Here is a 24,487-nt window from a genome sequence, read left to right as displayed (position 1 = left end):
CTCCTTACTTTTTTAATTTTCTTTTAAATCTAGCAATTTGCCTAGAAATCGAAAATTCTTCTCGTCCCATTAGTCCTTGTGGTCTAAATATCATAACTATTACTAAAATTACAGAATAAATTATCATCCTGTATTCTGCAAAAGCTCTCAAAATTTCTGGTACTACTGTCAAAACTATAGTTGAAATTATCGATCCTGTAAAAGATCCCATTCCTCCTAAAACAACCATTACCAAAATATCAAAACTTTTATTATAATTAAATACATTGGCTGCGATTACTCCTGTTGTTTGGGCATAAATTGCACCAGCAACGCCCGCAAAAAGTGCTGATAAGGTAAAGGCAAATATTTTTGATTTTGTTGTATTGATTCCACAAGACTCAGCTGCAAGTTCATTATCTTTTATAGCAAGAACTGCCCTACCAAATCTTGATGTCATGATTGAATACATAAATACGACAGATAAAACTGTAACAAAAAATATTAATCCAAATGAATCGATTGTTGGAATTCCTGCCATACCTTGAGCTCCGCCAGTTATAGATAAATTTTCAACAACAACTCTAATAATTTCTCCAAAGGCAAGAGTAACAATTGCTAAATAATCTCCATTTAATCTTAAAACTGGAACTCCAATTGCAAGTGAAAATAAAAATGCAAATAAACCACCAATTATTAAAGCTATAAAAAATCCAAATATCCCTTGGACAAGTCCTGTTTTTAAAAATATTGCCGCACTATAGGCACCAATTGACATAAAGCCTGCATGTCCCAAGGTGATTTGTCCCAAATTTCCTACAGTTATATTTAATGAAATGGAAAGAATTATATTGATACATAATAAAAATATAATAGATTGCCAATAAGAATCAATTATTCCCACAGAAATTAAAATTTGAATAATGGCAAAGGAAATTAAAATAAGTCCAAAACTTGCTATATATGATGTTTTTTTATTCTTATCCATTTTAAACTTTCTCCTTTTCCAAACTTACAAAAATTCCTGTTGGTTTAAATATTAAAACTACAATTAAAACCATAAATACAATTGCATCTGCATAAGAGCTTGAAAGATATGCCCTTGTCATAACTTCTATCATTCCCAAAATAAATCCACCGATTACAGCTCCTGGAATTGATCCAATCCCTCCAACAACAGCCGCTGTAAAAGCTTTTATGCCGAGCATAGATCCCATAAAAGGAGTTATTTGAGGATATGATGATACATATAAAAGAGAAGCAACACCTGCAAGAGCTGAGCCTATCGCAAAAGTCATTGTCATAGTATTATCTACATTAATTCCAACAAGGCTTGATGCCTTATAATCTTCGCTTACTGCAAGCATCATTTTTCCGTACTTTGTTTTTGAAATAAAAATTTGCAAAATTATTGTAAGTATAATTGTCAAAACTATGGTAAAAAATGTTTGAAAAGATAAGCTTATTCCAAAAATATTTAAGCTAGCTTGTTTAAATAAACTTGGTACAGGTTTTGCATTAGCTGTAAAAAATTTTACAAATAAATTTTCTAAAAATAAGGAAACTCCTATTGCAGTTATAAGGATAGAAATTGATGAAGAATTTCTAAGTGGTTTATAGGCTACTCTTTCTATTACAACTCCCAAAAGTGTACAAGCAATAATTGCTGGAATAATTGACAAATATAAAGGAAGTCCACTTTTGAAAAGACTTGTTTGTACTACAAAAAATATTGTATAGGCGCCAACCATTATTATATCTCCGTGGGCAAAATTTATTAATTTTGCTACCCCGTAAACCATGGTATAGCCCAAGGCTATCAAGGCATATATAGACCCTAATTGTAGGCCGTTAAAAAATTGAATCAAAAAATTCATAACTTCTCCTTAAAATTTAAGGGGCCTTGCAAAGTTGCAATCCCCTTTTTGATTAATCAGCTTTCACTATTGAATTAAATTTATAAGCCCCATCTTTTATTTCCATCATAGATGCAGATTTAATTGGATTATTGTCTTCATTAAATTTGAATTTTCCTGTTATTCCGTCAAATTCTATATTTTTAATTTTCTCAACAACCTTATCCTTATCTTCACTCTTAGCCTCTTCCATAGCTTGTTTTAATAAATATACTGTGTCATATGAAAGTGCTGAAAAGGCTGATGGGTCTTCTTTGTTTTTATCCTTAAATTTCTTTACAAAATCTTTTACTCTTTGATCAGCGCTATCTAGGGCAAAGTGATTTGAAAAACATGATCCATCTACTAAATTTAATTGGGATTTATCCATTACATTAATTACTCCATCCCATCCATCAGATCCTATAAATTTCGCTTTTATTCCGGCGTCCCTAGCTTGGGGAACTATAAGGGCAATTTTTTCATAATAATCAGGAATTAATAATACATCTGGACTTGCTTTTGCTATTTTTGTAAGTTGTGCCTTAAAGTCATTGTCATTATCTCCATAGGATTCATCAGCAACAAGATCAAGTTTTAATTTTTCTGCCTCTTTTTTAAATTCATCTGCTATTCCATTAGAATAATCTGATGAAGTATTTCTAAGAATTGCAACTTTTTTTGCCTTCTGATTTTCAGATGCAAATATTGCCAATAACTTTCCTTGGTAAGGATCTGTAAAGCATGTCCTAAAAATATTATCTTTGCCCTCAGTTATATTAACCTGGGTTCCTGTTGGAGTAATCATTGGTATTTTATCTTTTTTTGCAATTTCAGAAACAGCAAGAGCAGGTTTTGAAGTTATCGGTCCTACAATAGCTGCTACATTTTCACCCTTTAATTTATTGTAGGCAGTTGTCGAGTCTGTTATCTCACCCTTATCATCGTATGAAACCCATTCAATTTTTTTGCCATTTATTCCACCATTTTTATTAATTTCTTCTACTGCAAGTAGGGCTCCTTTTTCAGAAGAATTTCCATAATTTGAAACTGGTCCAGTTTGAGGAATAATAGCTCCTATTTTTACTGTGTCAGAATTTTCTGTGCTTTTACTTTCTCCATCCTTAGCTTGGCATCCTGCAAAGGCAAATATCGATGCAAATGCCAAGGCCATTAATTTTTTTGTTTTTTTCATTTCTCCTCCTTTAATATTTATTTCTTTTAAAAGAATAAATACAAATTAAAATTTATAATAATGATTATGCCACCTTTTTAATTTCTTGTCAAATCTTTTTACTTTAATTTATTATTACATTTATTTTTACAAGTATATTAATATATTTTTTCTTAATTTTAAAATATATTTATAATTAAAGTTAAATAGCTTATGGATATTTATTATTTTATTTTGAATATAGAAAATTTATTTTGTTTTTTTATTCTTTTATCCCTAATTTTTTTCCTTAATTATTATTAGTTAACAAAGGTTACAATTTCCCTCAAATATTGATATTTTTATCTCACTAATCTATAATTACTTTGTTGGGGGATTTATGAGAAAAAACAAACAAATAGATTCATTCACTTTTCTAAGAGCTGTTTTTATTATTGCTATTTGTATATTTCACTCATCTGTTAGGACTTTACCAGGTGGATTTATGGCAGTTATCAGCTTTTTTGTTTTAAGTGGATTTTTAATGATGAAAAAATTAGATAACATTGAAAATTTTGATTTAGAAGTTTTTATTGAACTTATAAAAAAAAGACTAATCAAACTTTTACCAAGCCTGTATTTTGTGCTTGTTATATCTTTACTAACCAGTCTTTTTTTATCAAAGGTTGTATTTCACGATTCTATAAAATCGTCAATTCCTGTTGCCTTGTCATATCAAAATATTTACCAAATTATAAAAGGTGGATCTTATTTTACTAAAAACGGATATTTTTCACTCTTTACTCATTTTTGGTATATTTCTATGCAAGTGCAATTTATTTTAATTTTTTATTTGATAAACTACCTTATTAATAAGATCAATAACAAGAATGTAAGAATTTTTATTTTTACCTTGTTTTCAACTTTAAGTTTGATTTTAATGATAAGTTTATCATTTGATGAGAATAATATTTCAAGGATTTATTATGGAATTGATACAAGAATTAATACTCTTTTTATAGGAGCCCTAGCCTATTTATTGATAGATAATATTTATAAGATTATTTCTTTTATCAAAGAAAAAAATATTAAAGAAAAATATATTTTATATGGATTGGGATTTTTGACTATTATTGTCTACTTTTTTGTTCAAGGTGAAAGTTTATATACCTATAGGATAATAATGCCACTTTATACCCTTATTCAAGCCTTACTAATTGGTCTTTTATTTTTGTATGAAAAAAATAATCTTATCCATATTAATAAAAAAGAAATGGGAATTTTTAAAACCTTCCTTTATTATATAGGGCTTAGGTCCTACTACATTTATATGTGGCAATATGTGGTTAATACCTTTATCTCTTATTTTTTTGCATCAACTACTTTGCCAAGGCTTTATGCATATCTGTTGGAAATAGTCATAGTTATTATCTTATCGGAAATAACCTACCTTATTTTTAATAGAAAGTTTGATTTAAAGAAATATTTCTTAGTAACTGTAATCTTACTTGTAATATTAAATGTAGTCTCTATATTTTTGCCAAATCCTAAGGAAAAAGATATGAAAAATCTTGAAAAAAGGATTAGTGAAAACAAAGAAAATATTGAAAAAAATAATAAAAAATATATTAATAAAGATAAAAATAAAGAAAAGACAAATCAAAAATTACCAAATAAGAAGATTTCAAAGAAAAAAGCCTATGATGATTTTGATTTTACAAATGAAGAAAAAGAATTTTTAAAAAATATTTCAATAACTGCTGTTGGGGATTCTGTTTTAATTAATATAGACCCATTTTTGAGAGAATTTTCTCCAAACTTATATCTTGATGGAGAAGTTGGTAGGCAAATGACAGATGGACCTGGCGTCTTACAGGCTATAAAAAATAGCAAAGGACTTGGTGATATTATTTTAATTTCATTGGGTTCAAATGGATCTTTGACCGATCAAAATATGATAGATATTTTAAATATAGCAGATGGAAGAAAGGTATTTTTTGTAAATACTGTAAATAGCCAATCTTGGGAAGAAAGTATTAATGGAAGAATCAAAAAGTTCTGTGATCAAAATAAAAATGCTTATATGGTTGATTGGTATAAATTTGCAAAAGGAAAAACTAATTTATTCGCAAAAGATATGGTTCATCCAGAAATTGAAGGATCAAAAATTTATAGAAACTTAATTGAAAGATCGATTTTAAATTCATATACTAAATAAAAAAAGGTAGAAAGTTATAAGCTTTCTACCTTTTTTATTCAATCTAATTCTAATTTTCCTGTGTATAATTGATAATATGTTCCTTTTTTTGCCATTAAGGATTGGTGATCTCCTCTTTCGATTATTTTTCCACCATCCATTACCATTATTACGTCTGAATTTTTTATTGTTGATAATCTATGGGCAATTACAATTGATGTTGATCCTGTCATAAGATTGTCCATAGCATCTGTTACTGTAAGCTCTGTTGCTGAATCTATTGAACTTGTTGCCTCATCCAAAATTAGCATGGATGGTTCATCAACAGCTGCTCTTGAAATTGAAACTAATTGATTTTGTCCATCAGACAAGCTTGATCCATTTCCATAAATTTTTGTATCATATCCATGTGGGAGTCTTTTAATAAATGAGTCAGCCTTGCTCATCCTAGCAGCTGCTTTTATCTCATCGTCATTTGCATCAAGCCTTCCATATCTTATATTTTCATAAATGGAATCTGTAAACAAACTTACATCTTGAAGAACCATTCCAAAGGCCCTCCTTAAAGCTTGTTTTTGAATTTTATTAATATCAATATCATCAACCTTTATTGAGCCTGAATCTATATCATAAAATCTTGTAATTACATTTGTAATAGTAGTTTTTCCAGCCCCAGTAGATCCTACAAAGGCAATTTTTTCTCCTGGTCTTGCATAAAAACTTACATCTTTTAAAATTTGATTTTTTCCATCATAAGAAAAATTAACGTGTTCAAAGTCAATTTTTCCTTCAAGCCTCTTATAAAGAGCCTTACCATTTTCAACTTTTTTCCAAGCATAAATTCCTGTTAAAGTATCTGCTTCTTTGAAATTTCCGGTCTTATCAATAGTTGCATGGACAAGGTCAATATATCCATCGTCCTTTTCACCTTCCATATCCAAAATTTCAAAAATCCTATTTGCCCCTGCTACAGCTTGGGCCATAACATTTGCTTGTTGAGAAACTGTTGCTATAGGATTTTGTAATTGCCTTACATAGGTTAAATATGTTGCAAGAGTTCCTACAGTCATTTGACCTACAATAGTAAGAAAGGCTCCAGCCATACAAACTATGGCGTAAGAAATATTTATTCCATTTTTCAAAAACGGCATAATTTTTCCCATTACAGTATTCGCCTGCCAAATTAGTTCCCTGACCCTATCGGCCATTTGATTAAATTTATTTTTTGAATTTTCTTCAAAGTTAAAAACTTTTACTATTTTTTGACCTGATAAAGTTTCTTCAATAAAACCATTCATTTTTCCAAGTTCAACTTGGTTTCTTGAAAATAATTTTGTTGATTTTTTTACAATTCTTTTTAAAATAGCAAGCATTATAAAAATTGTTAATATAGTCAAAATTGTAAGCCTAAAATTTATTACAAACATTATTACAAAAGTTCCTACAAATAATAAGAAAGATTGTAATAAATTTGGAATTGATGAGGCTAAGGATTGACCAAGCATGTCAGTATCATTTGTAAACCTACTCATTATTTCTCCGTGAGTATTTTGATCAAAAAATCCTATGTCCATGCTTTGAATTTTTGCGAATAATTCATTCCTTATATCCCTAATACTTTTTTCACTTACCCTTACCATAAGTCTTGAAAAAATTATAGAAGTTAGGGCTGAAATAGAAAATAAGATTATCATCTTAATTATGTTTAACCTAAGCCCATTTATATCTGCTTTTAAAATTGCCGTGTCGATTGTTGGCTGTAAAAGTGACATTCCCAAAATTTGACATACAGTTGAAACTATTACAGAAATTATAACCAAACACATTTGCCACTTATAATTAAATAAATATTTTAAAAGTCTTTTTATACCTCCGTGGGAAGCTGGATTATTTTTTGATGAATTTAATTTATTTTTCATCTATATCACTTCCTTTCTCTTGCATATCATAAGTTTTCTTGTAAAAATCATTTCTACTATAAACTTGGTCATGACTTCCTATATCTTCAATATATCCATCTTTCATAACCAAGATTCTATCGCAGTTTTTAAAAGATGAAACTCTTTGAGATATAATAATTTTTGTTAAATTTTTCGAATATTTATTTATTCCTTCAACAATTTTGCTTTCCGTTTTTGTATCAACAGCTGATGTAGAATTGTCTAAAATTAAAATTTTTGGTTTTTTTAGTAAAGATCTAGCTATACAAATTCTTTGTTTTTGACCACCAGAAACTCCAGTTCCCCCTTGACCTAAGACTGATTGGTATCCATCAGCTCTTTCTTTTATAAATTCATCTGCACAAGCAATTTTAGCTACTTTTTCTACTTCCTCAAATGATGCATCAAGATCTCCCCACCTTATATTTTCTTCAATCGTTCCAGAAAATAAGGTGTTTTTCTGTAAAACAATATTTACAGCATCTCTTAATCTTTCTATGTCGTATTTTTTTATATCAAGGCCACCGATTTTTAACTCTCCCTTATCGATATCATAAAGTCTAGGTAAAAGTTGAACCAAGGTCGACTTACTTGAACCAGTTGATCCTAAAATTCCTATAGATTCTCCTTCTTTTATATGAAGATTTATATCTTTTAAGGCATAATTGTCAGAATCTTTTCCATATTTAAAAGAAACATTATTAAAATCAATTGATCCATCTTTAACTTCTAAATTTTCAATTTTTTCATCATTGTTCATGTATGGTTTGTGTTCAATAACTTCTGCAATTCTAACAACCCCAGGGCTTGATGCCATCATTTGCATCAAAACCATAGAAATTCCCAAAAATGCACCCAAAAGCATCATTGAATACATAATAAAGCTCATTAGCTCTCCAACTTTAATTTGTCCACTAATAATTTCATTTCCACCAAACCAAACTATAGAAACCATTGATCCAAACATAATTACATTGGCAATAGGTCCTATATAAGACATAGCTCCACTTGCCTTATCAATTAATTTGTACATGGTGAAATTTTGTTCTGCCATTTTTTTAATTTCAAAATCATCTCTTACAAAAGATTTTATAACCCTAATATTTGCTAAAGATTCTTGAACTATTAAATTCAATTTATCAAATTCTTTTCTAAATTGTCTAAATCCTGGAATTACCTTTGACATAGTAAAAAATATGGCAATGACTAAAAGTGGTAGGGTAACTAAAAATAAAAGTGAAAGCCTTGGTGATACTTTTACTGATAAAACTACAGCTACAAGGGCCATAACCACAGTTTTTATAATAAATCTTACTGCCAAAAATACAGAAAAAATTATTTGTTGGATATCACTTGTAAGCCTTGTTATAAGAGAAGATGTCCTAAATTCTTCCAAATCTTCAAAACCAAATTTTTGAATTTTACCAAAGGCAAGCTTTCTTAAATTAGCACCAAAACCAGATGAGGTTGCTGATGCGTGTTTGGTTGCAACCATTCCTGAATACATACATATAAGTGAAACTACAATCATTAGTCCACCCAAGATAAAGGTCATTTTAATATCTTTCCTGCTTACTGCCCTATCAATTATTAAAGCCATAATTGTAGGAACTACAAGTTCCAAAATAGTTTCAATACTTGTGGCTAGCATAGAAATTTTTGCATTTTTCTTATATTGGCCAACAGCAGGCATTAAATATTTAAAATTTTCAAAAAATTCTTTTAAACTATTCATTCTCCCCCTCCTTATTTATTTGACACAAAATTTCTGCTAAATTAGAAAAATCTTCTATCATTTGCTTAATCTTTTTTTCCCCAAGTCTATCATATAAATTTTCATTATAATCATTTAAGGGTTTTAAGAAATCATCTGCATAAGATTTTCCCTTATCTGTTAGCTCTAAAATTTTTATCCTCTTATCATCCTTATCTGAAATTCTTTTTATATAACCATTTTCACACAATTCCATAATCACATTATTTATAGTTTGTTTGGCAACAGCCATTCTTTCTACAATTATGGATTGGGTGATATTTTTTTCATAAATTAGAAATAAAAAAATTGCAGTCTTTATACCATTAGCTTTCATATCTTTAAAGCTTTGGTTATTAAGTCCCTGCACTTTTCTAATTACGGAAAATAATTTAAAAATATAAAGTGATTTATCTTCTTGCATTTTGATCCTTTCTATTTGTAATATTATAGTCCTAAAATGGACTTTGTCAATAGCCTATTGGATTTTTTGTTGTATAATAGCAAAAGAGGTGAATTATGATAGATTATTTAAAAGAATTAAATTTAAATGAAAAGTTAATAGATAAAATAATAGAATTTAGAAATTCAGATATAGATGATGAAGATAAGGATAGGATTGTAAAACCAGAATTTAAATATTATGGGGAAGATGTTTTAAAAAAAGCAATAACTGCAATTTTATCTGGCAAAAATATTTTACTTTCTGGTCCAAAAGCTACAGGAAAAAATGTTTTGGCTCAAAATCTTTCCTATATTTTTAACCGTCCATCATGGGATATTTCTTTTCACGTAAATACTGATTACAATTCCTTGGTTGGAGCTGATACTTTTAAAGACGGAAAAGTAGTTTTTAGAAAAGGACCTGTTTATGAATGTGCAAAAAAAGGCGGATTTGGTGTTTTGGATGAAATAAATATGGCAAAAAACGAGGCAATTTCTGTCCTCCACGCAACTCTTGATCACAGACGTGTAATTGATATTCCAGGTTATGACAAAATAAAACTTGATGATAAGACAAGATTTATCGCAACAATGAATTATGGTTATGTTGGAACAAGAGAGGTAAACGAGGCACTTGCATCAAGATTTATGGTTATAAATATGCCAAATATTACAAGGGAAAATTTAAAACATTTATTGAAAGATAAATTTCCAAAATTAAAAGAAAAATATTTGGAAACTTTTATAGATATTTTTGAATCCCTCCAAGAAAAGAGTGAAAATTCAGAAATTTCTACAAAATCAGTCGACCTTAGGGGACTAATTTCTGCAATTGAAACTATGGAAATAGGCCTTAACCCATACGATGCAATTGAAATGGGACTAATTAATAAATCTTTTGATGAATTTGAAAGAGAGCTTGTAAGAGATAGTGTTGATTCAAAACTTCCAAAAGAAATCAAAGAGAGTGTATTTGATGACTGATACTTTTGAAAAGTTAAGGGCAATGAATGTAATTTGGGATTTTGCTGATGATTATAAAATTTTTCCAAAGTCCTTCTATCCTATGGATAAAAATTACAAAAATATTATTGAAGGGTACAAGTTTAAAAATTTTAAACTTGATTTATTTTCCTCATTTTTTTCTTATTTAAAAAAGGATAATCCTTTTTTTGAAGAATTTAAGAATATTACACTTTTATTATTGGAAGATTTATCTTATAGGAAATTAGAAAAAACAAATCTTGTAATTAAAGATTTAAGAAAATCTTATGCCAAAAACATCCTTGACAAATACCAATACAAAAAAGACACTGACAATGTTTATGAACAAATAGAAAAAGCCTATTACGGAAAAGTTTTTAATAAACCTATCACCGAAGCCGAACTTGTTAGAAACTTTTATGGTGAACTTTTTTCTATAGATACTTATAAATCAAGCCAGATTATAGATAGGCTAAATAAGCTTTTTAAAAAATATTTTCTTTTTGAAAGATTTGACCAATACAATGAACTTTTCGATCAAATGATTAAGGAAGAAAAGCCAAAAAATTTTGACCATGAAGATTTAGACGAATCTGATATTGAAAAAAATATAGAAGATCAATTCCAAATCCAATCTGCAGAGTTTAACGGTTATATTTATTTTGAAGAAAAAAAAGAAGATATGAACAAGGATATTTTTATCTTTGAAAAATCTGATGATGACAGTGATAAGAGAGAAGATTCTTTTATTGAGGATTTTTATGGAAAACTTTCTATAAGCAAAAAAAGACAAGAACTTTTAGAAAAAGAACTTGCCAAGGGCATTCATAAGTCAAAAAAATTATATTTTACCAAGGGAGAGTACACCGATTCTCCAAATGCTAGATTTAACCAAAAGGTTAGAAAAAAACAAAGAGAAAAGACAAAAGAATATATTGAAAAGAACCTTTCAATAAATAACAGGGCTGTAAATGAACTTACAAGGACAATTACAAATTCTTTGGCAAATTATGAAGAAGATGAACTTTATAGAAAAAATTATGGACTTCTTGATTCTGTAAATGTGTGGAAGGCTCCAGTTTTAAATGAATCTAAAGTATTTTTTTCAAATAACAAAGATCCAAAACCAAAATTTCAATTAGATTTGTTGATTGATGGATCGGCAAGTCAAATTAAAAGGCAAAATCTTGTAGCAAACCAAGCTTTTATAATTGCAAATGCTATGGATAAGGTAAATATTCCAATTAGGGTTTCTTCCTTTTCAACTTTAAGAGATTATACTGTTTTTAATATGTATAGGGACTTTAAAGATAAGGGAAAAAATGAAAATATTTATGATTTTTTTGCGTCAGGTGCAAATAGGGATGGCCTTGCCTTTAAGACAATTCACAAGTTAATTAGTGAAGATAAAAATGAAAATGTAAGAAAAATTTTGATAATTTTATCTGACGGCCGTCCAAATGATGAAAAACACAATATAAATACGGTAAATGCAAAAATAAAGGACCAATATGTAGACAAAAAAGCTGTTGATGATACGGCAAAGGAAATTAGGGCCTTAAAAAATGATGGTATTCAAGTTTTAGGAGTTTTTACTGGAGAAGATGAAGATATAGAAAATGCAAAATTAATATACGGATCTGATTTTTGTAGGATAAAAAATTTAGATAATTTCTCAAAAATTGTTTCGATTTATATGAAAAATTTAATAGCAAATTAGAAGAAGGCTCTAGCAAAATATTTTGCTAGAGCCTCTTTTTATTTTCTTTTCTTTATAATTTTATGGTAAAGGTGATTTACCATTTTCATTACTTCTGGAATTCTTGCAAGTATTATTGTTACTATGTAGAACAATCCTGCAACTATTATTGAAATAAATAAGGACGGAAGATATGACATGTTTACGCACAATTTTGAATATAAGCTTAAAGCAATAAGCCCCATTATCATTGATAAAAGTGTTATCTTAATTAAAGATTTTAGGGAAGATTTGAAATTTATTCTTCCAAAATTTTTCCTAAATTTCATCAACATTAATATCGCTCCCGCTCCTGCTGATATGGTTGTTGATAGGGCGAGTCCTTCAATTCCAAAAAAGTTTATCAAAATAAAGTTAAATATTACATTTATTATTTGTTGAATTACTACAATTATTACTGGAGATTTAGAATCTCCAACTGCATAAAAGCCCTTATCAATTACATCTGAAAATGATTGAAATATTACAAAAGGTGCATAGGCTATTAGCATTGATGCTGTAACTATTACTGATTTATTATCAAAGGCTCCCCTTTGATAAACAAGTTTAATTATTGGAACTGCAAGTGCCATCATTCCTATTGTTGCTGGAATTACCAAAAGCATTGTAGAAACTATGGCAGAATTTAAATGTTTTTTCATATTTTCAAAATCTCCACTTTGTCCCAGGTGTGAAATTGTTGGAAATATTGATGTGGTAACAGAAACTGTTATAACTCCAGTTATTAATGACAAGAGTGTTTTTGAATATCTCAAATATGAAATTGAAGCATTTCCAAAAAAGTATGATGCCATAGAGTTATCAACTGTCAAAGAAATTTCCCCAGCAGCTGATGAAACTATAACAGGAATAGAAATCATAATAAGTGCTTTTATATATTTATTATGAATATCTATTTTGTTTGAATGTCTATAGCCGTGATCTCTATTTGCCTTTGGAAACATTATATATTGCAAAACATTTCCCAACAAACAACCAATAGCAAGTAGGTAAGGATTTTTTAAAGTTCCACTTATAACAGTAAAAAATATTATAATTACATTCATTATAAGCCCTGTCACAGCTGGTACAAAAAAGTTTCCCTTTAAATTTAAATATCCCCTGAAAACTGCTGAATAAAGATATGCAAAAATTGCAAACATTATAATTCTTGTAAATACTATAGCTGTTTGTAAAAGCTCTCCCTTTAAATCTGGTGAGAATAATTTACAAAATGCTCCTGCAAAAATAAAACCAAATATTACAGCACCCATTGAAAATACCATCAAGATATTAAAAATATTTGATGTAAAATCTTCGGCTGCCTCTAGTCCTTCTTCATTTTTTGCCTTAGTATAAATAGGAATAAATCCATAAATAATTCCCGATGCAACAAAATTTGCAATTACTACAGGAAGAGTATTTGCTACTGCATAAATTGCTACAATATCTCCAGCCCCATAATAATACGCCATAACAGACTCTCTCAAAAATCCAAAAACTTTGGAAAGAATCGTCACAAGCATCAACATAAATGCTGTTTGTCCCATAATTACCTCTCTTTTTAAAATTATAAATCTTATTATATCTTTAATAAGTCTACTTTCAATTTTGAAATTTAATAAAAATAAGCACAAGAAATAAAGCTATTACTTGTGCCAAAAATTATTATTTGATTTTTAAATATTCCTCTAATGAAAGATCATTTTCATACATTTGTTTTGCATTTTCTACACCTACATACCTAAAATGCCATGGTCTTTGTTTTTTTCCTGTGATAGATTCTTTTTCTTTTTTGTATCTTTCTATAAAACCATATTTATAGGCATTATCTTTTAACCATTTGTACTCTTCAGTATCTTTGAATTTGTTTGAGTATTTGGTATCGTCAGTAAAAAAGTCAAAGCTAGTACCTGTTTGGTGTTCGCTTGTAAATGGATCATCAGCATCTGGATTATTTTGATCTAGTAATTTTTCTTCACTATCACCTTTTCTAAAATCTGATGCAATCTTAACATTCAAGCCTTCCCTGTTCATTTCAATTAGCATAGTGTCAAAGGCTTTTTTGCTTGTTGGATCAAGGCCAGGGTTGAAATCTTTTGGTAAGGGATTTTCTTTATTAACAAAAACAATTCCCTTTATAACATCAATATTTTCATTGTCACTATTAAGCTTTCTTAGACCAAACTTGTTTACATAATAAAAATCGTCATTGATTTTTATTTTTGAAAAGGAATTTTCTGTGCCATAGTATTCTATGTATTGGTCATTTCCTATACTTACAGAAGTTTTCGAATAATCTGATGGCTCTTGGTAGCAATATTGGCTTTTAAGCGATTTTACATAAGATTTCATTACATCACTGTATCCATCATTGTCCAACTTTTGATCATCTTTTATTTTTAAATCCTCAAATCCTATTGCTGTCGCAACTTGGATTGCCCCTGTTTTTTCTTCCTTTTTTTCCTCTTTTTTATTTGCTTGGGCGTACCTATTTTCTACAGGTTTTCTTATTTTTATATCATCTGTTTTTTTTCTAAAATCTATTTTCAAAGCCCCGACTATAATTAGGGCACAAAATCCAATCTTAATTAAATTTTTTCTTCTTTTTCTTTTTTTCTCTCTTAATTTTTTGCGTCTTAAATCTCTTATACTCTTATTTGCCATTTTTTTAATTTTCTTCCTTACATCTATTTCAATATAAATCAATTTACGTCTGTGGGATAGTTTAAAAAATAATATAAATATATTTCAATTTATAGTAAATATTTTAAAAACTTTATAATTTCTTTACTCCATTATAACACAAGATTTAGGAAATATGTATAGTATATATGAACTTTTTCAAATAAATAATAAAAAAATCGCTAAAATTATCTTAGCGATTTTAAATCTACTTGAAAAAGTTTTTTATTTTTTCAAATAAGGTCTTATTTTCTTTTTCACAAATATTTTCTTTATTATTTTTGATGTGGTTTGGTATAATTTGACTTTTATTATCTTTATTTTTTTCCTTAGCCTTATCAATTGCCATTTGAATAAATTTATCTTGGGCTACTAGGTTCTTTTTGTTTTCTATCTTTTCGTATTCACCCTTAGAATTCATTATCCTTGTTTTAACATCGTCAGCAAACATAATATCTAAAAATTCTAAAATTTGTTTTTTAATTGATTCTTGATAAATTGGACAAGCTACTTCCATCCTGTTTCTAATATTTCTTGTCATAAAATCTGCTGATGAGATATATAATTTGCAATCATCTTCTTTTCCAAATTGATAAACCCTATGGTGTTCTAAAAATCTTCCAACAATTTGGTGGACTTTTATATTTTCAGTCCTATTTTTAATACCTGGCAATATACAGGTTATTCCCCTTACTAATAAATCAATTTTTACCCCTTCATTTGAGGCTTGTGATAATTTATCAATAAGCTCCCTGTCAGAAATTGAATTCATTTTAAGCCTAATATAACCATTTTTATTTTCTTTTTGCCTTTTAATTTGCTCATCAATTAATTCATCTAATTTTCTTTGCATAGGTTTTGGTGAAACTAGAAGATGTTTATAAGATCCATCCAAATTTCCTATCATTATATTATCAAAAACTTCCTTTACATCTGTACCAATTTCTACATTACTTGTCATAAAGGAAAAGTCTGTATAAAGTTTTGCAGTTTTTTCGTTATAATTTCCTGTTGCAATTTGACTTGTGTATGCAATTTTATCATCTTTTATTCTTGTTATTAGGCAAACTTTAGAATGGCACTTATAATTGTCAAATCCATATACAATTTTACATCCAGCATTTTCAAGTCTTGATGACCAAACTATATTATTATTTTCATCAAATCTTGCCCTTAATTCCATCAAAACAAAAACTTCTTTTCCATTTTCTGCTGCTTTTATTAAGGCTTTTGCAATTTCTGAATCTTTTGCAATCCTATAAAGGGTAATTTTTATACTAATTACTGACTCATCTTCACTTGCCTCATTTAATAACCTAATTACAGGATCCATACTTTCATATGGATAAGATAATAATAAATCTCTCTTTTCTATTTGCTCTAACATTGAAATATTATCATCAATCAAGGGTGATTTTTGAGGGGAAAAATTTTTGTAAGAATATTTTTCTATCAAAGTTTCTGGCATATCAGCTAGCATATCATAAATAAAGCCAGCCCTCATCGGTGATTTCGTTATAAATACATTTTCTCTTTTTAGTGGTAATTTTTCTAATAATAAATCAAAAACTTCATCTTCAATTTCTTCATCAAGTTCAAGTCTTACAGGTTGGAGTCTTTTTCTTCTTTTCAAAACATCCTTCATATAAGACCTATAGTCAAGATCTACATCATAATCATCGTCATCATATGAAATATCTGCATTTCTGGTAACTGACATTATATGTTTTGATATGCAATTGTAATTATCAAATACATTTTCTCCAAATTCTCTTATAATATCTTCTAATAAAACTATAGTAGTTTGAGAAACTTTTAAATATCTATCGATTTTATCTGGAACATAGATTATTCCAAAATAATTCTTATCCTTTTTGTTTTCTCTTTGCCTTATAAGGTTAAAAATCACATTTATAGAAAGATTTGGAAGTCTCGGAAAAGGCCTTACCCTATCAACAACTTGGAAATTTAAAATAGGTTCAATCTTACTATCGAAAAAAAATTTAACTGTTTCATAATCTTTCTTATCAAGATTTGAAACTTTTTCTATATTTATTCCCTCACTTTTAAAATCATTTATAATACTAGTATAAACGGAATCTTTTTTTTGGTATAATCTTTTACATTCTTTCATTATAGCTAAAAGTTGGTCTTCTGGAGTCATATTTGATTTGTTATCTACAGCCTTTTTCTTTAGCCTTGACAAATCTTCAAGGGAGCCAACCCTAACCATAAAAAATTCTTCTAAATTTGTATCAAATATTGATAGAAATTTTAGTCTTTCAAATAATTCTACATCTTTTTCATCAGCCTCGTCCAAAACTCTTTCATTAAATTTCAACCAAGACAATTCTCTATTTTGTGTAAAAGATATATCCATTTTTTATTCCTTTCCTAATACTTTATTGTAAACATATCCCTCCCTTACTCCAGTTTGACTAATATTAATTTTATCTACCTTAAAATATTTGGCAATTTTATTTAAAATAATCATTCCAGGAATAAGAGTATGAACCCTATCAGCTTTTACAGAAAGAATCAAATCTAAAAGTTTCTTATCTTCATGGTCTATCAAGTCTTTTAACATATTTTTAAGTTTTTTCCTATCCATAGAAAAATTTTCTTTATCTAACTTATAATACTCATTGTAAAGTTTTAAACTTGCCCTTGCAGATCCACCTACTCCACACAAGGTATCATGGTCTTCTTGGTAGAAACTTCTTTCCTCAAGTTCTTCTTCTATTGCCTTTTCTATATTTTTTTTATCATCCTTGTTCGGAAATAAAAATTCCACATTATCATTAAAGGCAGAAAGAGATCCTATATCAAGAGATGTTGATTTTATAACCTTTCCTTGCTCAATTATAACAATTTCACTAGAACCACCACCAATATCTGTTAAAACTCCTTTTGTAACTTCCAAGGATGAATTAGCTCCTAAGAAAGAAAGTTTTGACTCTTCTTCACCTGATAAAATTTCAATATCAAAGCCTATTTCATCTTTAACTCTTTTTAAAATTTCACTTCTATTTGAAGAATCCCTTATAGTTGCAGTAGCAAAAGGATAAACAAAGTCTATATCATCAAAATTATTAATTAAATGTTTAAAATTCCTAAGTGTATCTAGAAGTCTTTCAATACCCTTTTCATTTAACTCACCATTTTTGATATAAGATCTTAAACTTGCCCCTTCTTTCTCATTAAAAAGATTATAAATTTTTCCTTCTTTTTCCTTATAGACTGAAAGCCTAATAGTATTTGATCCAATATCTATAACTGCATATATCATATAATTTTCTCCTTTTATCTTTTTTAAGTTTTTGTTAAATTTATGTAAGATTTATTAATAAATACTTTTTATCTCTATATTCTTACCCATTATTTTATTTGTCATATCTTGTGAAATTTCATTTACATCAGTCATATAAATTTCTATATTAAGATTTTTATCTTGTTCAAATACAATATCTCTTGCCAAAACCTTTGCAGGATCAATAATATTTGCCTTATAGGTCAGGTTTTTCTCTATGGTTTTTTTAATAATAGGATAGTGGGTGCAGCCTAAAATTATATTTTCAATTTTTTTCTCATTAGCAATAGTCAAATAATCTTTTAATTGGCTATCAATTTTTTCCCCACTTAAAATCCCTTCTTCTATATAATCTACAAGCTTAGGACAAGATTCTTCATATACTTTTTTAGAGGACCTTCCTTCGATTATTTTTTTATAAGCATGATTTTTGCAGGTAGCCTTTGTAGCCATTACAAAGACATCTCCATTTTTGTTTAAAGCTTCTTTAATCCCTTCATCTGTTATAGAAATAAATTTTTTATCAAATTCTTCCCTAAGCTCTTTTATAGCCACAACAGAAATAGTATTACAAGCAATAACAAAAAAATCTATATCTTTTTTTATTAAAAATTTTACAATATCTTTAGAAAGTTTGATAATTTCTTCGTTTGACTTGTTCCCATAGGGAACATTTTTATTATCACCTAGGTAAAAATAATTAGCCTTATGTTTTTTAGAAAGTTCTCTTAAAACAGTAAGGCCACCCAAACCAGAATCAAAAACTCCAATATTAGTCATCTATTAAACTCACCCTCTCAACAAACTTATAATCATCCTTAATAGATTGATAAGCCTTATTAATTTGATCCTCATCAAAAAATACAGCAAAAATACTTGCCCCACTTCCACTAAGTAAAGCCTTGCTTGCCCCAAAATTTTCAAGTCTATTTTTAATATCTAATAGGTGAGGGAAATTTTCATATACAACATCTTCCATCACATTTTTGAAATCTTTTACTATACTCTTATCAGAATCCTCAAGTCCCTTAATAATTTTTTCAGTTTCAACCGTACCATAATCTTTTAATCTTTTATATACAAAATTTGAAGAAATAGCTGTCCCATCATTTACAAGTAGAATTTTCATATCCAAATTTATCTTAAATTCACTTAAAATTTCACCAATTCCTTGGGCTCTGGCAGATTTTTTTAAAAAGAAAAAGGGAACATCAGCTCCTAATTTTTTTCCTATTTCAAAAATTTCCTCATCTTTCAAAGCTAAATCCCACAAGTCATTTAAGGCCAAAATCATTTCAGCGCAATTAGTTGAACCCCCTGCAAGACCTGCTGCAATAGGGATATTTTTTTCAAGATAAACATCTACCCCCGGAGATTTAACCCTGTCTTTTAATAAGGACCATGCCTTATAAATTAAATTACTTTCAATATTTTCATCAGATAAAACTTTACTATTTGTTTTAATTTTTATCTCATTAGTATTATTTTCTTTAATTTTTAGTTTATCAAATAAAGAAATCCTAGTCATAATAGTATCAATTTCATGATAACCATCCTCTCTCTTATAAAGAGAATCTAGGCTAAGATTAATTTTTCCATAACATTTTCTTTCCATAATTACCTCATTATAATTATACCACAAGCTATTTTCTTCAAAAAAAAACTAGCTTAGATAAAGCTAGTTATTTTTATATTCAGAAGTCTCTGGTAAGAAAAATGATCCTATAAAAAATGAGAAGGATAAAATTACTGCAAAGTACAAACCTGTTTGGTAAGAAAATTTATCAATTAAAACTCCTACAAAATAAAAGGCAATTGTTTCAAGTAAATATACAACAGCCCAATAAATTGACATTATTTGAGTAAGTCTTGCAGGATTCATACCTGGAAGCTCTTGTGGTATAGTTACAAAACTTGTTAGAGGAACATACATCAAAACTCCCATAGAAAAAGCAAGTACAGATGCAAGAAAACCACTTTTTGCTCTTAACATAAAAACTGCAGTCACTGAAAAAATAAGGGTACAAATTTTAATAATAGGAACCCTCTTTTTTAATTTTTTACTCAAAATTACGGCTATAACTGTTCCAACAACTCCACCTACTGCAAAAAGAGTAGAAATAGTTTTGGGATCAATTGGTGAAAGATTTGAAATAGGAAAAATATTTAGCATTACCATATACAAAGTAAGGTGGCCAAAATAAGATAGGGGCATAACCCAGGCAATTTTTTCTTTCAAACCATGCTTTAAGGTGTATTTTTCTTTTGTTTTATCTGTAATTTCAAAATCTTTTCCAAAAATTAACCATAAAAAAAACAAGATAAGGCTAATTCCTGCAAAAAACAAAAGCGAATGTTTCCAATTATTAAAATGTCTTAATACAGGAGAAACTAATAATAGGGCAAGAATTGATCCAACATTATAGCAAACTGTGTTTAAAGAATTAATCAAAGGTCTATCCTCTGGTGAGAAATATTCAATAACTACAGGGGAAAAATACACAATAAACAAGGCTCCACCAAATCCCATGATAAATCTTCCTATTACAAAAATCATAAAATTTGGAGCAAAAATTGCAATTACTGATCCTAAAACAATAAAAATTGAACCTAATCCAATAGATTTTTTTGGATATAATTTATTTAATACATAAGCTGCCGCAAAATTTCCAATAATTTTAGCCAAAGTTACAGCATTGGAAATTAGTGTAGCTTGTGAAAATTCCCTTATTCCAAAATGTGCCATTATCTCTGGAGTAAGGGTTGATCCTGCTATCCAGTTTACAGCAAAAAATGCATAAGTAAAAAACATAATCGTTTCAATTAAATATGATAATTTGCTGGTTCTTTTTTCTTTATTCATATAAATTCCTTTCAATATATAATATCAATTTTATTATACCCAAAATAAAAATTTTAGTAAAAAAATAAGCCCTCAACTTGTGAGAACTTATTTTTTAAAATTTTATTTAGAATAATCGTAGAATCCTTTACCAGTTTTTCTACCCAAATCTCCAGCTCTTACCATTTGTCTTAATAATGGATTTGGACGGTATTTGCTATCACCAAATTCGTTAAACAATACTTCCATAATTGCAAGACATGTATCAAGTCCAATAAGATCTGCCAAAGCAAGAGGTCCCATTGGGTGGTTTGCTCCAAGTTGCATTCCCTTATCAATATCTTCTACACTTGCAAGTCCATCATAAAGTACTCCAATTCCTTCATTAATCATTGGAATTAAAAGTCTATTTACAACAAATCCTGGTCCTTCTTTAACTTCTATAGGTTGTTTACCAAATTCTTCTGCAAGTTCAAATATTTTTTTGTTTGTTTCATCACTTGTGTGAAGTCCTCTGATAACTTCTACAAGTTTCATAACTGGTACTGGATTGAAAAAGTGCATTCCAATAACATTTTCTGGTCTATTTGTGCTTGCAGCTATATCTGTGATTGAAAGTGAAGATGTGTTTGAAGCAAGAATTGCTCCTTCTTTAACAACTTCATCTAATTCTTTAAAGATTTCTTTTTTAAGTTTTGGATTTTCTGTTGCAGCTTCTATAACTACATCACAATCAGCCAAATCTTTTAAATCAGTTGTATAAGAAATATTTTTGATTGCTTTTTCCTTAGCATCTTCTTCCATTCTTCCCTTAGATACTTGCTTAGAATAATCTTTTTCTATTCTAGCTTTAGCTTTATCTAAAAATTCATCTTTAATATCTCTTACTACTACTTCATGGAATTTAGCTGCTACTTCTACGATTCCGCCGCCCATTATTCCTGAACCAATTACACCAATTTTCATATTTACTCCTTTGTTTTTTAAAAAAGTTTCTTTTGATTGTTAAATTAATAACTTACACTTATATTATAACATTGTTTTCCTAGCTTTTCAAGAAATATTGACTTTTTTTTAACTATTTATTTGATTTTCTCCAAATCCTCATTTTTTCAGCTTCTTTGATTAATTCATCCCTAAATTCCGGATGGGCTATAGATATCAATTTTTCAGTTCTTTCCCACAAAGATTGTCCTTTTAAATTAACCATACCATACTCTGTTACTATATAATGTGTATTTGCCCTACATCCTGTAGGTTGTGTTCCTGGAATTAATGTAGGAACAATATTTGAATGTCTCTTTCCTTTCTTATCAACTCTTGATGAGTGTAAAGTTACAAAAGATTTTCCACCTTTAGAATTATAGGCACCAAGCATAAAGTCTAAAGCTCCACCTGAGCCTGATATATGTTTTATTCCTGAACTTTCTGCAGAAACTGTACCATTTAAATCAATTTCAAGGGCTGAGTTTATAGACATAAAATTATCTAAGGCTGAGATTTGTTCAATACCATTACAATAATCTACTGGAGATGCACAAAGTTCTTCATTATTATCTATAAAATCATATAATTCCTTACTTCCTGCTGCAAAGGCATAAACTTGTCTTCCTCTATCGATATTTTTCTTTTTACCAGTAATAATTCCTGCTTTTGATAATTCAACAAATGAATCTACATACATTTCTGTATGAACTCCTAAATCTTTTAAATCAGACTTAGCTATCTCATTTCCAATCGCTGTAGGAAGTCCACCAATTCCAATTTGTAAACATGCTCCATCTACTAACTCTTCTACTACAAATTTTGCAACTTCCTTATCTAAATCACTTGGTTGTGGTTTTCCCAAAGCTATCATTTCAGGATTTGATCCTTCAATAATATAATCAACTTCCTTTATATGAACACAATTTTCATATCCACCAAGTCCTCTTGGTACTTTTTTATTTACTTCAATTATTACTATATCTGAATTTTCTATTGCAGCATAAAGATGTGATGCTGATACACCGAAATTGAAATAACCATGTTCATCCATTGGACTTGCTTGAGTTACAAAAACATTGGGTTTTCTTATAGATGTTCTGTAATATTTTGGAAGCTCTGAATATTTTAATGGGGAATAAAATGCCCTTCCTTCACCAGCAAGTTTTCTAATAACACCTAATGAATGCCATGAATTATAAACAAAGTGTTCATTTTTTTCATCTGAATCAAAAATTTTATATTTTTCAAGCTCAACCCCACCTCTGACAACGATATCATTTAGGGAAGTAATTTCTTTTGCAAAAGCCTCATCAAAGTCATGTGGTGCTAAAACTCCCCAAGAATAATCCACATAATCACCACTTTTAACTAACTTTGCAGCTTCTTTTGCACTAATTAGTTTTTGCTTGTAAATCTTATTGTAATCCATATCTCCTCCTGTTTTACAAATATAATTTATAATAATAGAAAATTTTTCTCTATAAAATTTAAGGATGAGATTTACCTCATCCTTAAACCAATTTGAGATCTATATAAAATATACCCAAACTTTATAAAATTTTTCAATTAATTTGCTTTTTTATTTTTTATTGCTTCTGTAAGTTTTGGAACTACTTCAAATAAGTCACCAACTATACCATAATCAGCTCTTGCAAAAATTGGAGCATCTGGATCTTTATTTATAGCTATAACCTTATCTGCAGCATTAATTCCTGCCAAGTGTTGGATAGCTCCTGAAATTCCTATTGCTATATAAACTTTTGGTCCTACAGTTTTTCCTGATTGTCCTACTTGGTGAGAGTGTGAAATCCATCCGGCATCTACAGCAGCACGGCTTGATCCAACAGTTCCATCAAGAGCATCAGCCAAGTCTTTTATAAGTGAGAAGTTTTTAGGATCACCAAGTCCACGTCCACCAGAAACTATAAATTCAGCACCAACTAAATCTACATCATCTCCTTCATCTCTAGGGATAAAGTCTAAGATTTTTGTTCTAGCTTCGCCTTCAAATTTGATATCTTCATCAATTACATCAATATCATCTTTTGCACCAATAGCTTCTTTTGAGAATACTCCTGGTCTAACAGTTCCCATTTGTGGTCTGTGGTCTGGACATAAAATCATAGCCATTAAGTTTCCACCAAATGCAGGTCTTGTCCATCTAACTTCTTTTGTTTCAGCATCAATATCAAGTTCTGTACAGTCAGCTGTAAGTCCTGTGTGAAGTCTTGCTGAAACTCTTGGTCCTAAATCTCTTCCTTGGTTTGTAGCACCGATTAAGATAATATTTGGACTATGTTTTTTAACTAATTGATCTATAGCATCAGCGTAAACTTCTGTATTATAATCTTTGTAAACTTCATTATCTACTGTGATTATTCCGTCAACGCCATATTCTTTAACTTCTTCTTTTGCTTTATCAACATTTGATCCGATAATTATAGCATATAATTTTTCATCAATAGCATCAGCCATTCTTCTTCCTGGATTCATTAGTTCTAGCCCAACATTTACAGCTGATCCATCTTCTTTTGTTTCTACAATTACCCAAAGATTTTTATTTTCACTCATCATATCCTC

Annotated in this window: 19 protein-coding genes; 3 read left to right on the top strand and 16 right to left on the bottom strand. The window is 28.9% G+C overall.

What is annotated here, in order from left to right; all coding sequences use genetic code 11:
• Positions 1 to 4: 4 nt before the first annotated feature.
• Genes CJ192_RS00195 through CJ192_RS00185 form a run of 3 tightly spaced genes read right to left on the bottom strand, consistent with a single transcriptional unit; the run spans position 5 to position 3,069 of the window.
• Positions 5 to 967, bottom strand: coding sequence for a branched-chain amino acid ABC transporter permease (locus tag CJ192_RS00195; protein ID WP_102197310.1), 963 nt, complete (start codon positions 965 to 967; stop codon positions 5 to 7).
• 1 nt (position 968) lies between these two features.
• Entirely contained in the window at positions 969 to 1,856 is an 888-nt protein-coding gene (locus CJ192_RS00190; protein WP_102197309.1) for a branched-chain amino acid ABC transporter permease, read from the bottom strand.
• Positions 1,857 to 1,908: 52 nt separating this feature from the next.
• Positions 1,909 to 3,069 (bottom strand): ABC transporter substrate-binding protein, encoded by a 1,161-nt coding sequence (locus CJ192_RS00185; protein WP_102197308.1) that lies wholly within the window; start codon positions 3,067 to 3,069, stop codon positions 1,909 to 1,911.
• A 358-nt stretch (positions 3,070 to 3,427) separates the two neighbouring features.
• Here CJ192_RS00185 and CJ192_RS00180 point away from each other — a divergent pair, with 358 nt between their 5' ends.
• The gene (locus CJ192_RS00180) at positions 3,428 to 5,245 is read left to right on the top strand and encodes an acyltransferase family protein (RefSeq protein WP_004817157.1); all 1,818 of its coding nucleotides are present in this window, start codon (positions 3,428 to 3,430) and stop codon (positions 5,243 to 5,245) included.
• Positions 5,246 to 5,283: 38 nt separating this feature from the next.
• Here CJ192_RS00180 and CJ192_RS00175 read toward each other — a convergent pair whose 3' ends face one another.
• Genes CJ192_RS00175 through CJ192_RS00165 form a run of 3 tightly spaced genes read right to left on the bottom strand, consistent with a single transcriptional unit; the run spans position 5,284 to position 9,341 of the window.
• A complete protein-coding gene (locus tag CJ192_RS00175) occupies positions 5,284 to 7,143 on the bottom strand; it encodes an ABC transporter ATP-binding protein (RefSeq protein WP_004817106.1) in 1,860 nt (619 codons plus the stop codon).
• On the bottom strand, positions 7,133 to 8,899 hold the full coding sequence (locus tag CJ192_RS00170) for an ABC transporter ATP-binding protein (protein WP_102197307.1): 1,767 nt from the start codon (positions 8,897 to 8,899) through the stop codon (positions 7,133 to 7,135). Before CJ192_RS00170 ends, CJ192_RS00175 begins: the two co-directional genes overlap by 11 nt.
• Positions 8,892 to 9,341 carry a MarR family winged helix-turn-helix transcriptional regulator gene (locus tag CJ192_RS00165; RefSeq protein ID WP_102197306.1) on the bottom strand — a complete coding sequence of 150 codons (450 nt, stop codon included), beginning with the start codon at positions 9,339 to 9,341 and terminating at the stop codon, positions 8,892 to 8,894. Before CJ192_RS00165 ends, CJ192_RS00170 begins: the two co-directional genes overlap by 8 nt.
• A 95-nt stretch (positions 9,342 to 9,436) precedes the next feature.
• On the opposite strand from CJ192_RS00165, the gene CJ192_RS00160 reads away from it, so the two are divergent.
• Together CJ192_RS00160 and CJ192_RS00155 are read left to right on the top strand one after the other, a co-directional pair.
• Complete coding sequence (locus tag CJ192_RS00160; protein WP_102197305.1) at positions 9,437 to 10,345, top strand: AAA family ATPase; 909 nt, start codon at positions 9,437 to 9,439, stop codon at positions 10,343 to 10,345.
• Entirely contained in the window at positions 10,338 to 12,065 is a 1,728-nt protein-coding gene (locus CJ192_RS00155; protein WP_102197304.1) for a vWA domain-containing protein, read from the top strand. The genes CJ192_RS00160 and CJ192_RS00155 overlap by 8 nt, the downstream gene beginning before the upstream one ends.
• A gap of 38 nt (positions 12,066 to 12,103) precedes the next feature.
• Here the strand turns inward: CJ192_RS00155 and murJ are convergent, their stop codons facing one another.
• From murJ to CJ192_RS00105, 10 genes are all read right to left on the bottom strand, one after another.
• Entirely contained in the window at positions 12,104 to 13,633 is a 1,530-nt protein-coding gene (gene murJ, locus CJ192_RS00150; protein ID WP_102197303.1) for a murein biosynthesis integral membrane protein MurJ, read from the bottom strand.
• A gap of 118 nt (positions 13,634 to 13,751) precedes the next feature.
• The gene (locus CJ192_RS00145; RefSeq protein WP_004817065.1) at positions 13,752 to 14,750 is read right to left on the bottom strand and encodes a M15 family metallopeptidase; all 999 of its coding nucleotides are present in this window, start codon (positions 14,748 to 14,750) and stop codon (positions 13,752 to 13,754) included.
• A 226-nt stretch (positions 14,751 to 14,976) separates the two neighbouring features.
• On the bottom strand, positions 14,977 to 17,148 hold the full coding sequence (locus CJ192_RS00140; protein WP_102197302.1) for an RNA degradosome polyphosphate kinase: 2,172 nt from the start codon (positions 17,146 to 17,148) through the stop codon (positions 14,977 to 14,979).
• Positions 17,149 to 17,151: 3 nt separating this feature from the next.
• Complete coding sequence (locus CJ192_RS00135; RefSeq protein ID WP_004817167.1) at positions 17,152 to 18,057, bottom strand: Ppx/GppA phosphatase family protein; 906 nt, start codon at positions 18,055 to 18,057, stop codon at positions 17,152 to 17,154.
• Positions 18,058 to 18,111: 54 nt separating this feature from the next.
• On the bottom strand, positions 18,112 to 18,858 hold the full coding sequence (gene murI / locus CJ192_RS00130; RefSeq protein ID WP_004817104.1) for a glutamate racemase: 747 nt from the start codon (positions 18,856 to 18,858) through the stop codon (positions 18,112 to 18,114).
• The gene (ispE, locus tag CJ192_RS00125; protein ID WP_102197301.1) at positions 18,851 to 19,693 is read right to left on the bottom strand and encodes a 4-(cytidine 5'-diphospho)-2-C-methyl-D-erythritol kinase; all 843 of its coding nucleotides are present in this window, start codon (positions 19,691 to 19,693) and stop codon (positions 18,851 to 18,853) included. Before ispE ends, murI begins: the two co-directional genes overlap by 8 nt.
• A gap of 63 nt (positions 19,694 to 19,756) precedes the next feature.
• Positions 19,757 to 20,941: an MFS transporter gene (locus tag CJ192_RS00120; RefSeq protein WP_102197300.1), complete on the bottom strand. Its 1,185-nt coding sequence runs from the start codon at positions 20,939 to 20,941 to the stop codon at positions 19,757 to 19,759.
• A gap of 102 nt (positions 20,942 to 21,043) precedes the next feature.
• Positions 21,044 to 21,886, bottom strand: a complete 843-nt coding sequence (locus CJ192_RS00115; RefSeq protein WP_004815910.1) for a 3-hydroxybutyryl-CoA dehydrogenase — start codon at positions 21,884 to 21,886, stop codon at positions 21,044 to 21,046.
• 112 nt (positions 21,887 to 21,998) lie between these two features.
• Positions 21,999 to 23,336, bottom strand: a complete 1,338-nt coding sequence (locus CJ192_RS00110) for an acetyl-CoA hydrolase/transferase C-terminal domain-containing protein (RefSeq protein WP_102197299.1) — start codon at positions 23,334 to 23,336, stop codon at positions 21,999 to 22,001.
• A gap of 137 nt (positions 23,337 to 23,473) precedes the next feature.
• Positions 23,474 to 24,478, bottom strand: coding sequence for an electron transfer flavoprotein subunit alpha/FixB family protein (locus tag CJ192_RS00105; RefSeq protein WP_004815908.1), 1,005 nt, complete (start codon positions 24,476 to 24,478; stop codon positions 23,474 to 23,476).
• Positions 24,479 to 24,487 lie beyond the last annotated feature (9 nt).

The organism is Anaerococcus hydrogenalis, assembly GCF_002871895.1.
GTDB classification, from domain to species: Bacteria; Bacillota; Clostridia; order Tissierellales; family Peptoniphilaceae; genus Anaerococcus; species Anaerococcus hydrogenalis.
The sequence above is the reverse complement of the archived record's forward strand: the minus strand, read 5'-3'. Positions and strand labels throughout refer to the sequence as shown.